We start from the raw sequence: 20498 nt of genomic DNA, 5'->3' as shown, positions 1-20498 counted from the left end.
AGGCCATGACAGGATTAGAGAAAATGAAAAGCCGTATTCTGGAAGAAGCCCGGTCCTCCGCGGAAGTGAAGATCCAGGATGCGCAGCGACAGGCGCAGGAGCTCCTGGATGAGAAGAAGGGCCAGGCAGAAAGAGCAGCGGCGGCTATCCTCGCGAAGGCCAGGGCGGATGCGGAGGGCCTGAAGGAGAAGGCTGTGTCCGCATCGGACCTGGAGAGACGGACGAAGCTCCTTTCCGCCAGACAGGAGATCATAGGAGAGGTGCTGGCGGAGGCTTACCGGAAAATAAAGGACATGGACGCGGCAGCGTATTTTGGGCTGGTAGAGAAGCTGCTGGACCATTACGTGCTTCCTCAGGAGGGAGAGATCCATTTCTCACCTGCTGACGCGCAGCGCATGCCGGCCGGATTTGAGGCAAAGATACAGGAGGCGGCCCGGGCAAAGGGAGGAGCCCTCACCCTGGCGGAGGGGGATGCTCTCGTACCGGACGGATTCGTGCTGGTGTACGGCGGGGTCGAGGAGAACTGTACCTTTAAAGCCATCTTTGAGACAAGGCGGGATGAGATGAGCGACCGTGTCCAGAAGAGACTGTTTTCCAGGGACAGGGCGTGAGGAGGAACGTAGATGAGTGAAAAGTATACCTACGCGGTTGCCCGTATAAGAGCGCTTGAGGTCTCCCTCTTCTCGGATGCGGTCATCGACCAGCTCATCGCCTGCCAGAGCTATGAGCAGTGCCTGCAGTTCCTGGCGGAGCGGGGCTGGGGCGACGCGGACTCCTCCGCGGACGCGGAGAGGATGCTGAAGCGCGAGGAGGAAAAGATCTGGCAGACTGTGGGAGAGCTGTCCATTGACAGAAAGAAATTTGACGTGCTCTTCTGCCAGAAGCTGTTCCACAACCTGAAGGCGGCGGTCAAGGCGGCCTGTGTGAAGGAGTCACCCAGAGATATCTTCTACGAGGACACGGCAGTTTCCGGGCAGGAGATGCTGGAGATCATCCGGGAGAAGGAGTTCGGGCGGCTTCCCGCAAATATGAGCCAGGCGGCCCAGCAGGCGTGCGAGGCGCTGCTCCATGCGGGGGACGGACAGCTCTGCGACATCATCATAGACAGGGCGGCCCTGGACGCCATTTACAAGGCGGGGATGGAGTCGGAGGACGAGATCATCCGGGACTACGCCAGGTCCGTGGTGGCAGTGGCGGACATCAAGATCGCGGTGCGGGCGCAGAAAACCGCAAAATCTATAGAATTTATGAAGCAGGCCATGGCGGAGTGCGGCAGCCTCAGCGTGGACCAGCTTGCAAAGGCGGCCCTCTCGGGACCGGAGGCTATACGGGACTATCTCCTTGGCACCGAGTACGCGGGGGGAGCCCAGGCTCTCTCGGAGTCTATGTCTGCCTTTGAGCGCTGGTGTGACAACCGCATCATCCAGACCATCAGCCCGCAGAAATATAAAGCATTTACCATAGGCCCGGTGGTGGCGTATGTACTTGCAAGGCAAAACGAGATAAAGACAGTGCGGATCATCCTCTCCGGCAAGAGAAGTCAGCTGCCGGACCGGGCAATCCGGGAAAGGGTAAGGGAAATGTATGTATAAGATAGCAGTGATGGGCGACTATGACAGCATTTACGGCTTTGCTGCCCTGGGACTTGACACATTTCCCGTCACATCCCAGGAGGCAGGGGAGAGGCTCCACCAGCTCGCTGCAGAAGGATATGGGATCATCTATATCACGGAGGTGCTGGCGGCGCAGCTGAAGCATGAGATAGCCCGGTATGAGGGGCAGATCATCCCGGCGGTCATTGAGATACCGGGGGTGTCCGGAAATACGGGCAGCGGCGTCAGAGGAGTGAAGAAATCGGTGGAACAGGCCGTTGGGTCCGATATCCTGTTCAGTAACTAAGAAAGTTGAGGTGATACGTCCATTATGAGTACAGGTACGATCAAAAAAGTAGCAGGACCGCTGGTCATCGCGTCCGGGATGCGGGACGCTAACATGTCCGACGTGGTCCGCGTGAGCAGGCAGCGCCTGATAGGCGAGATCATAGAGATGCACGGGGACGAGGCGTCCATCCAGGTGTACGAGGAGACATCCGGACTGGGGCCGGGCGAGCCGGTAGAGTCCACAGGGGCTCCTATGTCGGTGGAGCTTGGACCCGGCCTTATCTCCAGCATTTACGACGGTATCCAGCGTCCTCTTGACGAGATCATGAAGATTTCCGGAAACAACCTGCAAAGAGGTGTGGAGGTGGCGGCGCTGAGCCGGGAGAAAAAGTGGGAATTTGTTCCCGTGGCCAAAGCCGGAGATGAGGTGGAAGCCGGAGATGTCCTGGGCACCGTGCAGGAGACCCAGGTGGTACAGCAGAAGATCATGGTCCCCTATGGAATCGAAGGGACCGTGAAGGAGATACGCGCAGGAGGATTTACAGTGGATGAGACAGTGGCAGTCATTGCCACGGAAAGCGGGGACAAAGAGCTGACCATGGTACAGAAGTGGCCTGTAAGACGGGGGCGCCCCTACGTCAAGAAGCTGCCCCTGGATGTGCCCCTTGTGACAGGCCAGAGGGTCATCGACACCTTCTTCCCCATTGCCAGAGGCGGTGTGGCGGCCGTGCCGGGACCTTTCGGAAGCGGCAAGACCGTGATCCAGCACCAGCTTGCAAAGTGGGCTGAGGCGGACATCGTGGTCTACATCGGATGCGGCGAGCGTGGAAATGAGATGACGGACGTTCTGAATGAGTTCCCGGAGCTGAAAGACCCCAAGACAGGCCGCTCCCTGATGGAGAGGACCGTCCTCATCGCAAACACATCGGATATGCCTTTTGCAGCCCGTGAGGCATCCATTTATACAGGAATTACCATCGCGGAGTACTTCCGCGACATGGGCTACTCGGTAGCCCTGATGGCAGACTCCACATCCCGGTGGGCGGAGGCTCTCCGTGAGATGTCGGGACGTCTGGAGGAGATGCCTGGCGAGGAGGGATACCCGGCGTACCTGGGCTCCCGTCTGGCGGAGTTCTACGAGAGGGCAGGCCATGTGATCTCCCTTGGAAAAGATGGAAGAGAGGGCTCCCTGTCCGTGATCGGAGCCGTGTCTCCCCCGGGAGGCGACACTTCGGAGCCTGTGTCCCAGGCAACCCTGCGTATCGTGAAGGTGTTCTGGGGACTGGATTCCAATCTGGCTTACAAGAGACATTTCCCGGCCATCAACTGGCTTACCAGCTACTCCCTGTATCTGGACAATGTGAGCGGCTGGTTCAATGAGAAGGTGGCTCCCGACTGGATGGAGGACCGCCAGAAGATGATGAGCCTTCTGCAGGATGAGGCGGAGCTGGAAGAGATCGTGCAGATGGTAGGTATGGATGCCCTGTCTCCGGCTGACCGGCTGAAGATGGAGGCTGCCAGGTCCATCCGTGAGGACTTCCTGCACCAGAACTCCTTCCACGACGTGGACACCTACACGCCTCTGCGGAAGCAGTATCTGATGATGAAGCTGGTGCTGGCCTTCTATGAGAAGTCCATGGACGCCCTGAACAGGGGCGCGTCCATGAACGCTCTCCTCGCGATGGCAGTGCGCGAGAAAATAGGACGTTATAAATATACGGTGACAGACCAGATAGAGTCTGAGTATGAGACCATTATGAGCGAGCTCGACGCGGAGGTCGCAGACACATTCGGGAAGGAGGACTTCTAATCATGCCAAAAGAATACAGAACCATACAGGAAGTTGCCGGCCCGCTGATGATGGTGAAAGGCGTGGAGGGCGTCACCTACGACGAACTCGGCGAGATCGAACTGGCAAACGGCGAGAGGCGCCGCTGCAAAGTGCTGGAGGTGGACGGTGACAAGGTAGTCGTACAGCTCTATGAAAATGCTGCAGGTATCAACTTAAGCAACAGCAAGGTGCGCTTCCTCGGGCGGAGCCTGGAGCTGGGCGTGTCCGGGGACATGCTGGGCCGCGTATTTGACGGCCTGGGGCGCCCCGCGGACGGAGGCCCGGAGATCCTTCCGGAAGAGAGAAGGGACATAAATGGCCTGCCTATGAACCCGGCGGCCAGGGTTTACCCTTCCGAGTTTATCCAGACAGGTATCTCTGCCATCGACGGACTGAACACTCTTGTCCGTGGGCAGAAGCTGCCTATCTTCTCCTGCTCCGGTCTGCCTCACTCCCAGCTGGCAGCCCAGATCGCAAGGCAGGCGAAAGTGCGTGGGACCGATGAGAAATTCGCCGTAGTATTCGCGGCCATGGGAATCACCTTTGAGGAGTCCAATTTCTTCGTGGAGTCCTTCAGGGAGACAGGTGCGATCGACAGAACGGTACTCTTTATCAACCTGGCCAACGACCCGGCGGTGGAGCGTATCTCCACACCCCGTATGGCGCTGACGGCAGCAGAGTACCTGGCCTTTGAGAAAGACATGCATGTCCTTGTCATCCTGACGGACATCACAAACTATGCGGACGCTCTCCGTGAGATCTCCGCTGCCAAGAAGGAAGTGCCGGGACGCCGCGGCTATCCCGGCTATATGTACACAGACCTGGCGCAGATGTACGAGCGCGCAGGCCGGCAGAGAGGAAAGAAGGGAAGTATCACCATGATCCCCATCCTGACCATGCCGGAGGACGACAAGACCCATCCTATTCCCGACCTTACGGGATACATCACAGAGGGGCAGGTTATCCTGAGCCGTGACCTGTACCGCAAGGGCGTGCAGCCGCCTATCGACGTGCTGCCTTCCCTGTCCCGTCTGAAAGACAAAGGTATCGGCGAGGGCAAGACAAGGGCGGATCATTCCAACACCATGAACCAGCTTTTCGCGGCCTACTCAAGAGGAAAGGACGCTAAGGAGCTGATGACTATCCTGGGCGAGGCGGCGCTGACAGAGATCGATCTGATCTACGCAAAATTTGCCGACGAGTTCGAGAAGCAGTACGTGTCCCAGGGTTACCACACGGACCGGTCCATCGAGGAGACGCTGGAGATCGGCTGGAAGCTTCTGTCCATCCTGCCCAGGTCCGAGCTGAAACGTATCGACGACAAGTACCTGGATCTGTACTATGGGAAACAGTAAGCCGTGCGCGGATTTGCGGAAATAGCCGTGCAGGCTTGCCTGCGGACGGATATTTCCGCAAAGATGCATAGGGCGTGCGCCCGGCAGCGAGATGAAGCGTCAGCGGAATCGAGCTGGGCACGGCGAAAGAAGCCGTGCGCACGCGCAGACAGTAAGGAGGAAAGCATATGGCATCGACACAGATCACTCCTACCCGCATGGAGCTTACAAAAACGAAAAAGAAACTTGTCACAGCCCGGAGAGGCCACAAGCTCCTCAAAGATAAGCGCGATGAGCTGATGCGGCAGTTCCTGGACCTTGCGAGAGAGAACATGGCCCTCCGCCAGAAAGTGGAGGCCGGGATACTGGCCGCGAACAAGAATTTTGTCATTGCCAGAGCGGGCATGGACGAGGCCACGCTCCACACGGCGCTGATGGCGCCGAAGCAGCAGGTGAGCCTGGAGGTGGGGAAGAAGAATGTCATGAGCGTCAACATTCCGGTGTTTGACACAAAGACCCGGACAGCGGACGCCAACGATATCTACTCCTACGGCTTTGCCTTTACCTCCAGCGACCTGGACGGAGCGGTGAAATCTCTTGCGGACATCCTGCCGGATATGCTCCGGCTTGCGGAGGTGGAGAAGGCCTGCCAGCTGATGGCCGCCGAGATCGAGAAGACAAGGCGCCGTGTAAACGCGCTGGAGCATGTGATCATCCCTCAGGCACAGGAGACCATCAAATACATCACCATGAAGCTGGATGAGAACGAGAGGAGCTCCCAGATAAGGCTCATGAAGGTGAAGGATATGATGCTTGAGGAGGCCCATCACTACAGCGAGCGGGCATAGGGATATAAAGACATAAAGCGTTGACAGGAAGGAAAAGAGATATATTATAAGGATATAGCGAGAGCTATAAAGGTTTAAAATAGTCCACAGAGAAAACTCCCCGGAAATTGGGCTTCCGGGGAGTTTTTATGTACAGGCTGGCTGTAACAAAAACCTTCCCTCCGCATATGCTGTACGTAGAAAGACCTTTTCAGCTGGGAGTGTGTTGCGCATGGAACGGAAGCTACCTTACTATATGGCCTATCCGACGCCCCTCTTATATGACGATGAGCGGATAGAGAGACGGGACCTGGAGTATATGAAGAGCATGTACCCTGACACGGCGAAGCGGGCGCTGCCCTATGTGGAGGACGAATGTGACCGCATGGAGTACGAGGGCAGCATGCTCTACGACGAGTACCCGGATAAGCTGCAGCTTGCCCTGATGTGCGGGCGTATTTACGGGAAGATGGAGAAGGAAGAGGAGGAGCCGGGGGAGTGGCTGCGGGACCTGATACAGGTCATGCTGTACCAGGAGGTCTGCAAGAGGCGCTGCGACCACAGAAAGTACAAAAGGAAATTTTACTGATACGAAAACAAAAAAGAAGAAAGAGGGCATTGCCGGGGCACGGGAAAATATCCTCCATGCGGTGGCAATGTCCTCTTTTTTAATCGGTCAGGTCCGCGATCTCGCCCATGTCCGGCAGCCATACATCTTTAGCGTCCACATAGTCGCCGGAGAATTCCAGCTGTTCCCGGATCGTGGACGGGAGAGTGCCGTCCAGCTGTCCGCGGATGCTCTCGGCGCGCAGCGCGCAGAAGGTGCTGAGGGTGGAGACGCCCTGGAGAAAATCCTCGTAGGAACAGAAGGCGGAGGGGTCTTCTTTTACATAGGGAGAGATCATTTTGACTATCCGGGCGGTTTTTTCCTCAAAGAGACCGCTCTCAAAATAACTGGCAATGAACTCGTCAAAAAGAGCGTGATATTGCGCAAAATACCTGTCATCCTGCATCAGGCTGTGGAAGAGAGGGCGTTCGTTCATGATCTCCCGGGAGGCGGGGGTGTCGATGGGGGAGTTGATATACAGCTCCGCGTCATTGACAGGCTCCGGCATTCCGAGGGAGTAGGTGGCAAAGGCCAGGTTGTAATCCCAGGGAAGGATCTGCAGCTGCCCATCCTCCTCGTAGAGGAAGTAATTGTGTCCCGTGCGCCCCAGATAGCTGTCCAGATTGACGACAAACACCTGAACGGTAAAATAACGGAGCGCTTCCTCCACACAGACAGCGCTTTCCAGATCTCCACCATCAGTGTTCAGAGCTTTGAGCGCTTCGATAAGGCGTGCCTTGTCCTCCTCGTCGGGCTGGAATTTGGCATTGCGGAAGATGTTGTCGTAATCAGCCGGGTCGTCAGAAATATACTGGAGAGCCACGTCTTTATTTTCTGCGTTCAGGGATCTGTAGTCCGGCTTGTAGAGCTGGCCGTGACCGGAACCGAAATTCCTCCTGGCAAATGCCTCCTCCGGCTCCTCCACGGCGAGGAAAAGGCCGTGGGGATTTCCGTTTACCGTGACCCACACGTAGCTGCGCAGAGGCGACGGGACGCCCATGTGCTCCATCATGTCATAGGAGATGTAGTTTTTCAGATAGCTGTTGTCCTGGAAGGAGGAATCCAGAGAAAATTTGTCCAGACCGTAGTAGGTCTGTCCTTCCTGAAAATGGTCGAATTCCAGTTTCAGGCTGTAGCGCTCCAGCCCGTACTCCGCCACCAGACGTCTGGAATTATTTCCCTTTGCCCGAAGTCCGGCGTTGGAAAAGGTCTCCCCGTCTATGACCGCATCGCACCGGAAATAGGCTTCGGAGGGCGCTGCGGCGAGAAAGGCTTCCCAGTCCTCCAGCTGCAGGTCGATCGTATGTACCCTGCTGTCGTCAAAAAGACGCGCTTCATAGCCGGGGGAGGAATGCAGCGTCTTTATGCCGAGGGCCTCTCCCTGTGTGAACAGGACAGTTATGACAAGGGCTGCCAGAGCTGTGAAAATACAGATTTTGTCAATATGTCTGTGTCCGATCATAGTCCTACCCCATGTAATCCCCGTTGTAAGAGACAAGGACAGCGTGGCTCACGCCCTCCATCCCGGCAAGCTCGTTGACAAAGGAGGCGGCGCCATCCTTAAGCCGCACTTCGTAGTTCAGCTCAATGCAGCCGGCCGAAACACTCTTGCTCTTGATGACAGCGGCGGCGGCCCGGTCCTTGATGAGGCCGGCAGCCCTTTGCTCAGCCTCGTCGCTGTCGCAGTGGACGACAAGGATGTAGGGAGCATCCGTGTCCCTGCGGCTGGAAAAGATAAGGAGGATCAGCCCGATGAACATGCTGCCGAAGACGGCGAGGGGGATAAACCCTGCCGCCAGCACAATGCCCGCCGCAATGCTCCAGAAGAGGAAAGCGATGTCCATGGGCTCCTTGATCGCCGTGCGGAACCGGACAATGGACAGGGCGCCCACCATGCCGAGAGAGAGGACAATATTGCTCGTGACAGCCAGGATAAGGAGATTGGTGATGAGCGTAAGTGCGATCAGCGTGACTCCAAATCCCGGTGAGTACATGATCCCGCAGTATGTTTTTTTGTAAATGAAAAAAATGAAGAGCCCAAGGGCAAAGGCCAGCAGTATGGAAAGAGCCATGTCCAGCATGGAGATGGCGCTTACATTTTCCAGAAAGCTGGATCTGAATATATCCTGAAAAGTCATAAGGTTCTCCGTTCCGCCGCCCTTCCGGCGGCAAAATTTCTTTTGGCATTAATCAAAGCGGCGGCACGCCGCGTATTTTGAGTAGGAGCAGGTGGCGCGCCCGGGCATCTGGACGGCCATCCGCACGATGTCGGGGAGAAAGGCGTCGTATTTTACCTCCAGTACAGTGCGGCCGGGATCGACGGGCATCTCCCGGTCCCCGGGTGTGAGGAACTCTCTCCAGGAGATGCCGGCGCAAAGCTTCCGGTCCAGCGTGATCCTCACATTTCCTGCCGGGTAAATGAACGCTTCTCTCTCGTAGCTGACTACTGTGCGGGGGGAGAGCAGCAGCCCTTTCAGCTTGCTGTAAAATTCTATCAGCAGGGCATCCTGGCTCTCCAGCAGAAAATCCGTATCTCCTCTGAGAAGGAGGAGACACTGTTCCGGGGTAAGGCGGGCCGAGCGCTTGGCGCACAGGCCGTTCTTCCTGACCTTTTTCTCCAGCCTGAGAAATGCAGGTGGATCTCCGTAGTAGCGGAGACGGAACTTCTCGCGGCTGTCTGCCCCGCTCAGCTTCTGGCGCAGCGCCCGGTTGCCGGGGGTGTCAAAATACAGGCTTCGCACCCGGTAGGTGCCGTCCGGGCCGGCGTGGCTGTCTCTGGGGAAAAGCCTGCCGAGCCGGGCGGAGAGGAGGCGGTCCTCGGAAGAAGAGATCAGATGTTTGTACTCATGCCTGAAAGACAGAGGAGTCTTATCAATCATCATAGCCTGAGTCACCATCGTAGCCTGAGTCACCGTCGTAGCCGGAATCTCCGTCATAACCGGAGTCTCCGCCGGACGGAGCAGCCGGTGCCGGAGCGGGAGCCGGAGTGGCCGGTGCCGCCGGAGCTGCGTAGTCTGTGACGCCATCGTTGCCCGGGCCGTAGTCGGTGTCGTTGTAGTCTGTGACGCCATCGTTGCCCGGGCCGTAGTCGGTGTCGTTGTAGTCTGTGACGCCGTCATTGCCCGGGCCGTAGTCGGTGTCGTTGTAGTCTGTGACGCCGTCGTTGTCCGGGCCGTAGTCGGTGTCACCGTAATCTGTCCAGCCATAGCTGTTCTCGCCGTTTACCGACACAGCAGATGAAAGATTTTGGGAAGCGGAGTACTCTTCTATGCCGGCAACGATATTTTTGAGAAAATCGTCTTCTGGAAGCACTGAACCAGCTTCGATCTCCAGGGTTATCTCTCTGGGAGTCCCATCGGCCTCCGTCGCGAAATAGCCGGCCTCATTGATCTTTGCCACCAGGCTGCTGACCACTTCCCTGCAGTCCTTGCCGAAATAATCGACATAGTCTGCCACGATCGATTCTCCGTCATCGTTTTTGCCTTCTACCTTTGTGACAGCCCCGTCTTTGTTGTAGGAGACTGCGATCTCGGGATTCACCTTTAAGGTGATGACGCCGCCCTCCGTGTTCCGGGAGACCTCGGCGGCCGTGTCAGTGCCTGCGGGAGAGGTCTGTGAGCCGCAGCCTGCGAGGATACCTCCGACCAGCCCGACAGTCAACAGTGCGGCAAGGAGTAAAGTCACATGTTTTTTTCTCATAATCAATCCCTCCTGATGAAATTTTGTTTGATCATGTTGGAGAATACGGATGAAAAAAATGAAAAACGGGGTCGGAAATAAAAAAGTTATATTTTTTGGAAAAAGAAGGAGAAATTTACCTGGATTTAACATGCATATAACACGGATTTAAAGAGCGAAAAGTATATTTAGTAATAATTGCGTTTTCAGACCCCGGAATATAAAACATGTTCTTCGTATTCTATATAATGAGGAGGGTAAACGGATGAAGGAAGGACACGAGATCATAGACCAGGTGTATGCCGCCAAGTCGGACCCGGACGCGGCCGACGGGCTCATCCGGCAGTATATGGGATTTATACGCGCTGAGACGGCAAAGTTCCTGAACCGGCCCCCGGCTGAGGGGAGAGATGAGGAGTTCAGCGTGGCCATGCTCGCGTTTTATGAGTCGATCCTCGGATATGAGAAAGGAAAGGGTGCCTTTCTTTCTTACTCTGCAAGGGGGATCAGGAACCGCCTGATAGACCACTACAGAAAAGAGAGAAGACACGCCCATCTGTCCTCTCTGCATGAGGCGGTGGAGGATGACGCGGAGACGCTGAAGATCGACATGCTGGAGGACTCCAGGAACGAAATCCAGGCACTGCACGACAGGAGCGCAGTCAGGGAAGAGATTGATGAATTTGAGAGAAAACTCCTGGAATTCGGGATCTCTTTCCCGGAGGTGGCGGACAATTGCCCGCGGCAGGGCCGCACGCTGGCGGCCTGCCAGAGGGTGCTTGCGGCAGCCAGGAGGGCCCCCGCTCTGCTCGACGAGCTGCTGGGGACAGGGAAGCTGCCTGTGACGGCGCTTGCCCGGGCCTCCGGCGTGGAGAGGAAGACGATGGAGAGACACAGGAAATATCTGGTAGCGGTGCTGCTGGCATTCACAAACGGCTATGAGATCATCAGAGGGCATTTGTATCACCTGTCGTCCTCCGATGGGCCGGGAGCGGCAGACGGCCCGGCGTCGGAGGGGAGCAGAGAGAATGGAGCTTGATATGGGAGAGAAGACAACATACCTGGTTATGGAGACACATCCTGCCTACGTGGTCCTTCTGGACAGCGAGGGCCGGTTTCTGAAGGCTGCCAACTGCGGATATGAGAGGGGGGATAGGATCGACACGGCCATCCTGATCGAGTATCCCCAGGATAAGAGGAGGCGGCGCAGACGCGCGCTGCGGACGGCGGTCAGCCTGGCGGCCTGCGTCGCCCTGGCGGTGCTGGGGGTACAGCAGTACAGATATGTATTTGTGCCCTATGGCACTCTGCAGATGGAGATAAACCCGGGAGTGGAGATGGAGATCAGCAGGTCGGGGAGAGTCGTGGGGCTGACCGGGACCAATGCCGATGGGGAGGCTCTTGTGGAAGGCTACGATTACGGGGGGAAAGACCGATATGAGGCGGCCGACGAGCTGGCGGACCTGGCCGTCGAGATGCAGTTCCTGGAGGAGGGAGGGCAGATTGCCCTGACAGCCGAGGCTGAAAGCGCACAGTGGGTCGAGGACACAGAGCGGAGGATGAAAAGTGAGCTGGAAGAGCATCTGGCAGATCACAGCATCCGCGTTGTGATCTCCACCGATCCGGAGGAGAAAGTGATACAGGAGGAGACGGAGAGCGTCACGATCCCGGCCCCGCAGCAGACAGCTCCTGCGCAGGAGGATGCGGAAGGCGCACAGCAGGCCCCTGCCTCTCCGGCTGCCCCGTCTGCTCCTGCCGCCCCTGCCGCGGAGACTCCGCAGGCGGTACAGCCGCCGGTGTCAGATGATGACGGCGACAGCGGATATGGAGATGACGACGGGGATGACGGCGACGACGATGACGGGGATGACGACGGCGACGACTGAGAGAAAAAGGCGGACAGGGTGAAAGGAGGCGCCCCGGTGACGGGCAGCCTCCTTTTGGCATATAATAACACATACAGATAGGCGGAGATGGACCGTGGACAAATGCGGCCCGGGCGTGCTATAATGTGCGAAAGAAAATGTGGGACCGCGGCGCGGGGGAGACGCGCCGCACAAGGGGAGACACAGGGAGAGAAGGAGAGGAGTATGGATAATATCATTTTTATCGGAATGCCGGCAGCCGGAAAGAGCACAGTGGGAGTTGTGGCGGCAAAGCGGCTGGGCTACGGTTTCCTGGACGTGGACCTTCTCATACAGGAGAGGGAGAAGAAGCTCCTGCACGAGATCATCGAGGAGCGCGGGACGGAAGGCTTCCTGGAGGTGGAGGACCGGATAAACGCCCAGGTGGAGGCAACGCGCTGCATCATCTCGCCGGGCGGGAGCGTAGTCTACTGCCGGAACGCCATGGAGCACTATAAAAAGATCGGAAAGGTCGTGTACCTCCAGGTGTCATACGAGACGATCAAAGACCGCATCGGAGACCCCCGCAAAAGAGGGGTTGCCCTGAAGGAGGGACAGACGCTCCGGGAGCTGTACGAGGAACGGAGGGCCCTGTTTGAAAAATATGCAGATATTACAATTTGCGAAGATGGGTTGACATTGGAGGAAACTATTGGTAAAGTTTTAAACGTTTTAGAAAAATAACACAGGCCGGATGCGCGGGTCATATAGTGAAATGTTACAGAAATTTTACGTAGTTGTAAAAAATGTTTTACAAACCGGTCTTATGTGATATAATGATGAAGGCAGATTTTGCGCGGAGGCATGAGGGAAGGAAAATGTTCCGGATAAGGATATCACTCCCATGCATCCTGAGGCGGAATTGAGAGATAATAAGAGTATCATCTGTTGAAAATATATAGAAATATCGTAAATATTTAAGAAAATCGGGCTTCGCCGGTGAGGGCGGAGAATGAGAGTATGATCGAGGTGCAGTATGGAACAATATATTATTAAAGGCGGCAACCCGCTTGTTGGCGAAGTGGAGATAGGCGGAGCAAAGAATGCGGCCCTTGCTATTCTTGCGGCTGCAATCATGAGCGATGAAACTGTGATGATCGATAATCTTCCGGATGTCAATGACATCAATGTGCTTCTGGACGCTATTGCGGGAATCGGAGCGATGGTGCACAGGGTGGACCGGCACACAGTGAAGATCAACGGCAAAGGCGTGACGAGCGTCGATATCGAGTACGACTATATCAAGAAGATACGGGCCTCCTACTATCTGCTGGGAGCCCTCCTTGGAAAATATAAGCGGGCGGAGGTGGCCCTCCCCGGAGGCTGCAACATCGGCAGCCGGCCCATTGACCAGCATCTCAAGGGATTCCGTGCCCTGGGAGCGGAAGTGGAGATCGAGCACGGCAAGATCATCGCCGAGGCATCCAGGCTGGTGGGCAAGCACATCTATTTTGACGTGGTCAGCGTGGGAGCTACCATCAACGTGATGATGGCCGCGGCCATGGCCGAGGGCCTGACCATCCTGGAAAATGTGGCAAAGGAGCCCCATGTTGTGGATGTGGCCAACTTCCTCAACAGCATGGGCGCAAATATCAGGGGCGCCGGGACAGATGTCATCAGGATAAGGGGCGTCCAGAGACTGCACCGGACAGAGTACTCCGTCATCCCGGACCAGATCGAGGCGGGCACCTTTATGTTCGCGGCTGCGGCTACGCAGGGCGATGTGACGGTCATGAATGTTATTCCCAAGCATCTGGAGGCGACGACAGCCAAGCTGCTGGAGATCGGGTGCGAGGTGGAGGAGTTTGACGACGCGGTGCGGGTAGTCTCCAAGGGAAGACTGAAATGTACCCATGTGAAGACCCTTCCCTACCCGGGCTTCCCGACAGACATGCAGCCCCAGATCGGTGTGACCCTGGCCCTGTGCGAGGGGACAAGTACCATTACGGAGAGTATTTTTGAGAACAGGTTCAAATACCTGGATGAGCTGGCCCGGATGGGAGCCAGTGTGAAGATAGAAGGAAATTCCGCCACCATCGAGGGCGTGGAAAAATTCTCCGGCGCAAGGGTGAGCGCGCCTGACCTCCGGGCGGGAGCTGCGCTGTGCATTGCGGGACTGGCCGCGGACGGCATCACTATTGTGGACGACATCGTCTATATCCAGAGAGGCTACGAGCGCTTTGAGGAGAAGCTGCGGAGCCTGGGCGCGGTCATCGAAAAGGTGTCCACGGAGAAGGAGATCCGCAAGTTCATGCTGAAGGTCAGCTGAAAAGTGTCGGAAAGTGCTTGACTTCCGGCGGAAAAGAATGTAAAGTAGCTATTGTATCTTTAGCGATATAAAAACAGTAAATAAAGAAAATTTCTCTTATTCAGAGCAGTGGAGGTACAAAGGACCTGTGAAGCTGCGGCAACCCCGGCGACGGAAGGTGCCAACCTGAGCGAGTGATCGAACAATAAGAGGGTTTGTTGGGTATATAACAGTCCGCTTATTCCTGATAAGCGGACTTATTTTTTGCCCTATGCACAGGAGATGAACAGGAGAAAAGAAAAGGAGAGGACAATGGAAAAAAGATTATTTACATCAGAGTCAGTAACCGAGGGCCATCCGGATAAAATGTGCGATCAGATATCAGACGCCATCCTGGATGCCCTCATCGAGCAGGATCCCATGAGCCGCGTGGCCTGCGAGACATGCACCACCACAGGACTTGTGCTCGTCATGGGCGAGATCACCACAAACGCCTACGTGGATATCCAGAAGCTTGTCCGGGACACAGTCAGAGAAATAGGGTACACGAGAGGGAAATACGGCTTTGACGCGGACACCTGCGGCGTCATCACTGCCATCGACGAGCAGTCCTCCGACATTGCCATGGGTGTGGACAAGGCGCTGGAGGCGAAGGAAAACGGGATGTCCGAGGAGGAGCTGGACGCCATCGGCGCCGGTGACCAGGGCATGATGTTCGGATACGCCACAGACGAGACGCCGGAGATGATGCCCTACTCAGCAGCCCTGGCCCACAAGCTGGCCAGGAGGCTGACGGAAGTGAGGAAGGACGGAACGCTTCCCTACCTCCGCCCGGACGGCAAGACCCAGGTGACTGTGGAGTACGATGAGAACGGAGTCCCCGCGAGACTGGAGGCGGTGGTCCTGTCCACCCAGCACGACCCGGATGTGTCCCAGGAGCAGATCCATGAGGATATCAGAAAATATGTGTTTGACACTGTGATACCGGAAGGGATGACAGATGAACACACGAAATTCTTCATCAACCCGACAGGCCGGTTTGTCATCGGCGGCCCCCACGGGGACAGCGGACTGACAGGACGCAAGATCATCGTGGACACATACGGCGGCATGGCCCGCCACGGCGGCGGCGCCTTCTCCGGGAAGGACTGCACAAAGGTGGACCGCTCCGCGGCCTACGCGGCCAGGTATGTAGCCAAGAACATCGTGGCTGCCGGGATCGCGAAGAAGTGCGAGATACAGCTCTCCTACGCCATCGGCGTGGCCCATCCCACATCTGTCATGGTGGATACCTTCGGGACAGGAAAGCTGTCCGACGAGAGGATCGTGGAGATGATACGGGAGAACTTTGACCTCCGCCCTGCCGGCATTATCCGGATGCTGGATCTGAGGAGGCCCATATACAAGCAGACAGCCGCCTACGGGCACTTTGGACGCACAGACATAGACCTGCCCTGGGAGAAGACGGACAAGGCGGAGGAGCTGAAGAAGTATCTGTAGAGACCGGGATGTCTGTAAAGACCTGTCAGCGTATTTATAAAAAATTTATAAAAATTTATGAGCGCTTTTTTGGGAAAGCGCTCTTTTTATGCTAAAATAACAGCGGAGGTTTATGCTATGAAGTTTAAGACCCGACTGATCATTGCGTTTTTTACAGTTATCATGGTGCCTGTGGTGCTCACATCCCTGTTCATCCTCCTGCTGGGAAGCTACCAGATAAGCTCCATTGAGAAGACCTACGGGCTGACGGGGACCACCCTGGAGGTGCTGACCAACCCGGTGCAGGTGCTGGGGCAGCTCACGGTGGAGCCCTGCAGCCAGCTGAGGAAGACGGCGGAGACAGAGCCGGACAAGCTGGAGGACGCCACCTACCTGGCTGAATTTAACGATACGCTGGCGGACAAGAAGTCCTGTCTCATCGTGCGCAAGGGCGACACCATCACCTACATGGGCGAGAAGGTGCAGAGCCTGGACAACGTGCTGGGCAAGCTGCCGCCCTACGGGAATACGGAGACCACCTCTGACGCGGGCCTGTATTTCGGGGGCAGGGTACAGATCCTTGTGAAGCAGGTTGACTTCCAGTACACCGACGGCAGCGACGGCAGCGCCTTTATCGTCACGGATGTGGGGGACATGATACCGGAGATACGGGAGTTTGCGGTGGATGTGCTGGTGGTCATTGCCCTGGTGCTCGTCTTCACGGCGGCAGTGCTGGTGCTCTGGATCTACCGGACTGTCATGCGGCCCCTGGAGCGGATGCAGCAGGCGGCTCAGAATATCAAAGAGGGCAACCTGGACTTTGAGATGAAGTGGGAGACAGACGATGAGCTGGGGCAGCTCTGCCACGACTTCGAGGAGATGCGCAGGAGGCTGAAGGCCAACGCGGAGGAAAAGCTGGCCTTCGACAAGGAGAACAAGGAGCTCATCAGCAACATTTCCCACGACCTGAAGACCCCCGTGACCACCATCAAGGGCTATGCGGAGGGGATCATGGACGGCGTGGCGGATACGCCGGAAAAGCTGGAGAAATACATCCGCACGATCTACAACAAGGCGGGGGAGATGGATACCCTCATCAACGAGCTGACCTTCTACTCAAAGATAGACACGAACCGTATCCCCTACAATTTTGACACGATCTCGGTCAACGATTACTTTGACGACTGCGCCGAGGACCTGGCCCTGGAGCTGGAGGAAAGAGCTGTGGAGTTCGGCTATTTCAACTATGTGGAGGAGGACGTGAAGGTCATTGCGGACGCGGAGCAGATCAGGCGGGTCATCCACAATATCATCAATAACTCTCTGAAGTATATGGACAAGCCCAAGGGCAAGATCAACCTGCGGGTCAAGGACGTGGGGGATTTCGTCCAGGTGGAGCTGGAGGACAACGGCTGCGGCATCGCGGCCAAGGACCTGACCAATATATTCGAGAGGTTTTACAGGACGGACGTATCCCGGAATTCGTCCAAGGGGGGAAGCGGGATCGGGCTTTCCGTTGTGAAGAAGATCATAGAAGATCATGGAGGAAAAATATGGGCCACCAGCCGGGAAGGCACGGGGACGACCATGTATTTTGTCCTCCGGAAATATCAGGAGGTGCCGGTAAATGAATAAGATACTGATCGTGGAAGACGAAGAGGCCATTGCGGATCTGGAGAAGGACTATCTGGAGCTGAGCGGATTTGAAGTGGAAGTGGCCAATGACGGGGAGACGGGACTGGAGAAGGCCCTGAACGAGGATTTCAACCTTCTCATCCTGGACCTGATGCTGCCCGGGGTGGACGGCTTTGAGATCTGCCGCCAGGTGAGGGACAGCAAAAATACGCCCATCATCATGGTCTCGGCCAAGAAGGATGACATTGACAAGATACGGGGACTGGGACTGGGAGCGGACGACTATATGACAAAGCCCTTCAGCCCCAGCGAGCTGGTGGCCCGGGTGAAGGCCCACCTGGCCCGCTATGAGCGGCTTGTGGGGAGCGCCGCCGAGGCAAACAAGGTCATCGAGATACGGGGGCTGAAGATCGACACCACAGCCCGCAGAGTGTGGGTCAATGGGGAGGAAAAGAATTTTACGACAAAGGAGTTTGATTTGCTGACTTTTCTTGCAAGTCACCCTAATCATGTGTATACTAAAGATGAACTGTTCAGCGAGATATGGGACATGGAATCTATCGGAGATATCGCCACTGTCACAGTGCATATCAAGAAGATCCGTGAGAAGATAGAGATGGATACAGCTAATCCGCAGTATATAGAGACTATCTGGGGAGTGGGCTACCGATTTAAGATGTAGGAGATCCATCTGGTCTGTCGGGCCGTCCGCGCAGCGATGCAGTTGTGCGGGCGGCCCTTTATATTTTACCCGGGAGAGGCCCTTTGCGCCTGACCGGAAAACACTGCAGGGGAGAGAAGGCAGCATGATCACAAGCACGGCAAATCCAAAAGTGAAGAGACTGGCCACGCTCAGAAGGAAGAGAAAGGCCAGGGACGCAGAACAGGTCTTCCTGGCGGAGGGGCTGCGCATGTTCCGGGAGATCCCGGGGGAGATGCTGCGGGAGCTCTACGTGTCAGAGACATTTTACGAAAGGGAGAGGGAGCTGGTGGATAAAAAGGCCCGGCAGGCGGGCGTCGCCCCGGAGGTCCTTTCCGACCATGTCTTTGACTATGTGTCCGACACAAGGACGCCCCAGGGTGTGCTCTGTGTGGCCGGCCGGATGCCGGGGGTGTCCCGGGAGAAGCTGCTGCGGCCAACGGGGGCGCGCAGAGAGCCCCTGCTCCTCGTCCTGGATAACCTGCAGGACCCGGGCAACCTGGGGACCATCGTCCGCACCGGTGAGGGTGCGGGGGTGACAGGCATCTTCCTGAGCAGGGACTGTGTGGACCTGTACAACCCGAAGACCATCCGCTCCACCATGGGCTCCATCTACAGGATGCCCTGCCTGTATGTGGACGATGTGCCGGGACTCCTGGAGGAGATGAGGCGGGAGGAGATACAGACCTTTGCCGCTCACCTTGAGGGAAAAAGAGCCTACGATGAGGAGGACTACACAGGAGGATGCGCGTTCCTTGTGGGAAATGAGGGGAACGGCCTGCGCCGGGAGGTGGCGGAGCTGGCGGACACCTGGATCCGCATTCCCATGGAGGGAGAGGTAGAGTCTCTGAATGTCGCCATTGCCTCGACCGTGCTCATGTTTGAGGCGGGGAGACAGAGGAGAAGAACAGATAAAAGCAGTATAGAGAGATAGAAAAGAAGGAGGGAGGAGCATGTCGCCAATTTACTGGATCGTTATCTTTATTGTGCTTCTGGTCATCGAGATAGCTACCCTGGGACTGACCACCATCTGGTTTGCCGCCGGTGCGCTGGTGGCCTTCCTGGCCGGCATACTGGGGGCCGGGATCGTCGTACAGATAGCCCTTTTCCTGGTGGTGTCGGTCGTGCTTCTTGTGCTGACGCGCCCCATAGCGCTGAAGTACTTCAACAACAGAAGACAGAGCACCAATGTGGAGAGCATGATCGGGCGCCAGGGCGTGGTCCTGGAGGAGATCGATACAATAAAGAGCCAGGGTCTGGTGGAGGTGGACGGGGAGACCTGGTCCGCCAGGACCGATGAGCCGGAGGGGAGGATCCCGAAGGACACGGTCGTCTCTGTAGAAGGAATACAGGGAGTGAAACTGATCGTAAAGAAAAAGGAGGAACTTTAATATGCTGGGGATAATTGTTGGAATCATACTTTTGATCTTTGTCGTGCTGATACTGATATCCTGCGTCAAGGTAGTTCCGCAGTCAAAGGCGCTTGTTGTCGAGAGGCTTGGCGCGTATCAGGCTACATGGGGCGTGGGACTCCACTTCAAGATCCCGTTCATCGAGCGGGTGGCAAGGCGTGTGGACTTAAAGGAGCAGGTGGTGGACTTTGCGCCCCAGCCTGTGATCACAAAGGATAATGTTACCATGCGCATCGACACGGTCGTGTTCTACCAGATCACGGACCCGAAGCTGTTCTGCTACGGCGTGGCGAATCCCATCATGGCTATCGAGAACCTGACAGCCACCACGCTGCGGAATATCATCGGTGACCTGGAGCTGGACCAGACGCTGACATCCAGGGAGACCATCAACACGAAGATGCGGGCTACTCTGGACGTGGCCACAGATCCCTGGGGCATCAAGGTGAAGAGAGTGGAGCTTAAGAACATCATCCCGCCGGCAGCCATCCAGGATGCCATGGAGAAGCAGATGAAGGCGGAGCGTGAACGCCGTGAGGCCATCCTCCGGGCAGAGGGCGAGAAGAAGTCCTCCATCCTTGTGGCAGAGGGACAGAAGGAGTCCGTCATCCTGGACGCTGAGGCTGCGAAGCAGGCAGCCATCCTCCGGGCGGAGGCCGAGAAGGAGGCCACGATCCGGGAGGCAGAGGGACAGGCGGAGGCCATACTCAAGGTACAGCAGGCCAACGCCGACGGTATCCGCTTCCTGAAGGAGGCAGGCGCAGACCAGTCCGTCCTCACCATCAAGAGCCTGGAGGCGTTTGAGAAGGCAGCTGACGGAAAGGCTACCAAGATCATCATCCCCTCCGAGATACAGGGTATCGCCGGCCTGGTGAAATCGCTGGCAGAGGTGGGCGCCTCGGAGGAACAGGAAGAAAAGAAAGCATAAATATACAAAAATCTTGAATAAAGTATACAAAAGTG

21 protein-coding genes and 1 riboswitch are annotated in these 20498 nt (G+C 56.5%); of the genes, 17 read left to right on the top strand and 4 right to left on the bottom strand.

Annotated elements, in window-relative coordinates:
- Window positions 1-5 precede the first annotated feature (5 nt).
- The 7 genes from B5E62_RS09320 (at window position 6) to B5E62_RS09290 (ending at window position 6461) form a co-directional block, all read left to right on the top strand.
- Complete coding sequence (locus B5E62_RS09320; RefSeq protein ID WP_087174325.1) at window positions 6-611, top strand: V-type ATP synthase subunit E; 606 nt, start codon at window positions 6-8, stop codon at window positions 609-611.
- 12 nt (window positions 612-623) lie between these two features.
- On the top strand, window positions 624-1592 hold the full coding sequence (locus tag B5E62_RS09315) for a V0D/AC39 family V-type ATPase subunit (protein WP_087174324.1): 969 nt from the start codon (window positions 624-626) through the stop codon (window positions 1590-1592).
- Window positions 1585-1899, top strand: coding sequence for a V-type ATP synthase subunit F (locus B5E62_RS09310; RefSeq protein WP_087174323.1), 315 nt, complete (start codon window positions 1585-1587; stop codon window positions 1897-1899). Before B5E62_RS09315 ends, B5E62_RS09310 begins: the two co-directional genes overlap by 8 nt.
- Window positions 1900-1923: 24 nt before the next feature.
- The gene (locus tag B5E62_RS09305) at window positions 1924-3690 is read left to right on the top strand and encodes a V-type ATP synthase subunit A (protein ID WP_087174322.1); all 1767 of its coding nucleotides are present in this window, start codon (window positions 1924-1926) and stop codon (window positions 3688-3690) included.
- Window positions 3691-3692: 2 nt separating this feature from the next.
- On the top strand, window positions 3693-5066 hold the full coding sequence (locus tag B5E62_RS09300) for a V-type ATP synthase subunit B (protein WP_087174321.1): 1374 nt from the start codon (window positions 3693-3695) through the stop codon (window positions 5064-5066).
- A 167-nt stretch (window positions 5067-5233) separates the two neighbouring features.
- On the top strand, window positions 5234-5893 hold the full coding sequence (locus B5E62_RS09295) for a V-type ATP synthase subunit D (RefSeq protein ID WP_033125945.1): 660 nt from the start codon (window positions 5234-5236) through the stop codon (window positions 5891-5893).
- Window positions 5894-6104: 211 nt separating this feature from the next.
- Window positions 6105-6461, top strand: a complete 357-nt coding sequence (locus B5E62_RS09290) for a hypothetical protein (protein ID WP_087174320.1) — start codon at window positions 6105-6107, stop codon at window positions 6459-6461.
- A 79-nt stretch (window positions 6462-6540) separates the two neighbouring features.
- Here the strand turns inward: B5E62_RS09290 and B5E62_RS09285 are convergent, their stop codons facing one another.
- From B5E62_RS09285 to B5E62_RS09270, 4 genes are read right to left on the bottom strand one after another with little or no spacing between them, the layout of a single operon-like run.
- Entirely contained in the window at window positions 6541-7941 is a 1401-nt protein-coding gene (locus B5E62_RS09285; RefSeq protein ID WP_087174319.1) for a CotH kinase family protein, read from the bottom strand.
- Window positions 7942-7945: 4 nt separating this feature from the next.
- Complete coding sequence (locus tag B5E62_RS09280) at window positions 7946-8617, bottom strand: DUF4956 domain-containing protein (protein ID WP_087174318.1); 672 nt, start codon at window positions 8615-8617, stop codon at window positions 7946-7948.
- Between the two features lie 48 nt (window positions 8618-8665).
- Entirely contained in the window at window positions 8666-9361 is a 696-nt protein-coding gene (locus B5E62_RS09275) for a polyphosphate polymerase domain-containing protein (protein ID WP_242957802.1), read from the bottom strand.
- Window positions 9351-10178 carry an anti-sigma-I factor RsgI family protein gene (locus tag B5E62_RS09270; protein WP_087174317.1) on the bottom strand — a complete coding sequence of 276 codons (828 nt, stop codon included), beginning with the start codon at window positions 10176-10178 and terminating at the stop codon, window positions 9351-9353. Before B5E62_RS09270 ends, B5E62_RS09275 begins: the two co-directional genes overlap by 11 nt.
- Before the next feature lie 244 nt (window positions 10179-10422).
- Between B5E62_RS09270 and B5E62_RS09265 the strand changes: the two genes are divergently transcribed.
- The 10 genes from B5E62_RS09265 to B5E62_RS09220 all read left to right on the top strand — a co-directional run bounded on the left by B5E62_RS09265 (window position 10423) and on the right by B5E62_RS09220 (window position 20463).
- Complete coding sequence (locus B5E62_RS09265; protein WP_087174316.1) at window positions 10423-11196, top strand: sigma factor; 774 nt, start codon at window positions 10423-10425, stop codon at window positions 11194-11196.
- Entirely contained in the window at window positions 11186-12043 is an 858-nt protein-coding gene (locus B5E62_RS09260) for an anti-sigma-I factor RsgI family protein (RefSeq protein WP_087174315.1), read from the top strand. Before B5E62_RS09265 ends, B5E62_RS09260 begins: the two co-directional genes overlap by 11 nt.
- A 204-nt stretch (window positions 12044-12247) precedes the next feature.
- A complete protein-coding gene (locus B5E62_RS09255) occupies window positions 12248-12745 on the top strand; it encodes a shikimate kinase (protein WP_087174314.1) in 498 nt (165 codons plus the stop codon).
- 292 nt (window positions 12746-13037) lie between these two features.
- A complete protein-coding gene (locus tag B5E62_RS09250; protein ID WP_087174313.1) occupies window positions 13038-14330 on the top strand; it encodes a UDP-N-acetylglucosamine 1-carboxyvinyltransferase in 1293 nt (430 codons plus the stop codon).
- Between the two features lie 93 nt (window positions 14331-14423).
- A riboswitch (SAM riboswitch) is annotated at window positions 14424-14521 on the top strand.
- A gap of 100 nt (window positions 14522-14621) precedes the next feature.
- The gene (gene metK / locus B5E62_RS09245; protein ID WP_087174384.1) at window positions 14622-15809 is read left to right on the top strand and encodes a methionine adenosyltransferase; all 1188 of its coding nucleotides are present in this window, start codon (window positions 14622-14624) and stop codon (window positions 15807-15809) included.
- A gap of 117 nt (window positions 15810-15926) precedes the next feature.
- Window positions 15927-17423, top strand: a complete 1497-nt coding sequence (locus B5E62_RS09240; RefSeq protein WP_087174312.1) for a sensor histidine kinase — start codon at window positions 15927-15929, stop codon at window positions 17421-17423.
- Entirely contained in the window at window positions 17416-18105 is a 690-nt protein-coding gene (locus tag B5E62_RS09235) for a response regulator transcription factor (protein WP_087174311.1), read from the top strand. The genes B5E62_RS09240 and B5E62_RS09235 overlap by 8 nt, the downstream gene beginning before the upstream one ends.
- Before the next feature lie 124 nt (window positions 18106-18229).
- Window positions 18230-19057 carry a TrmH family RNA methyltransferase gene (locus tag B5E62_RS09230; protein WP_087174310.1) on the top strand — a complete coding sequence of 276 codons (828 nt, stop codon included), beginning with the start codon at window positions 18230-18232 and terminating at the stop codon, window positions 19055-19057.
- Between the two features lie 19 nt (window positions 19058-19076).
- The gene (locus B5E62_RS09225; protein WP_087174309.1) at window positions 19077-19514 is read left to right on the top strand and encodes an NfeD family protein; all 438 of its coding nucleotides are present in this window, start codon (window positions 19077-19079) and stop codon (window positions 19512-19514) included.
- 1 nt (window position 19515) lies between these two features.
- A complete protein-coding gene (locus B5E62_RS09220) occupies window positions 19516-20463 on the top strand; it encodes an SPFH domain-containing protein (RefSeq protein ID WP_087174308.1) in 948 nt (315 codons plus the stop codon).
- Window positions 20464-20498 lie beyond the last annotated feature (35 nt).

Source organism: Lachnoclostridium sp. An118, from assembly GCF_002160985.1.
GTDB classification, from domain to species: Bacteria; Bacillota; Clostridia; order Lachnospirales; family Lachnospiraceae; genus Claveliimonas; species Claveliimonas stercoravium.
This window is presented reverse-complemented; position numbering and strand designations above follow the sequence as displayed.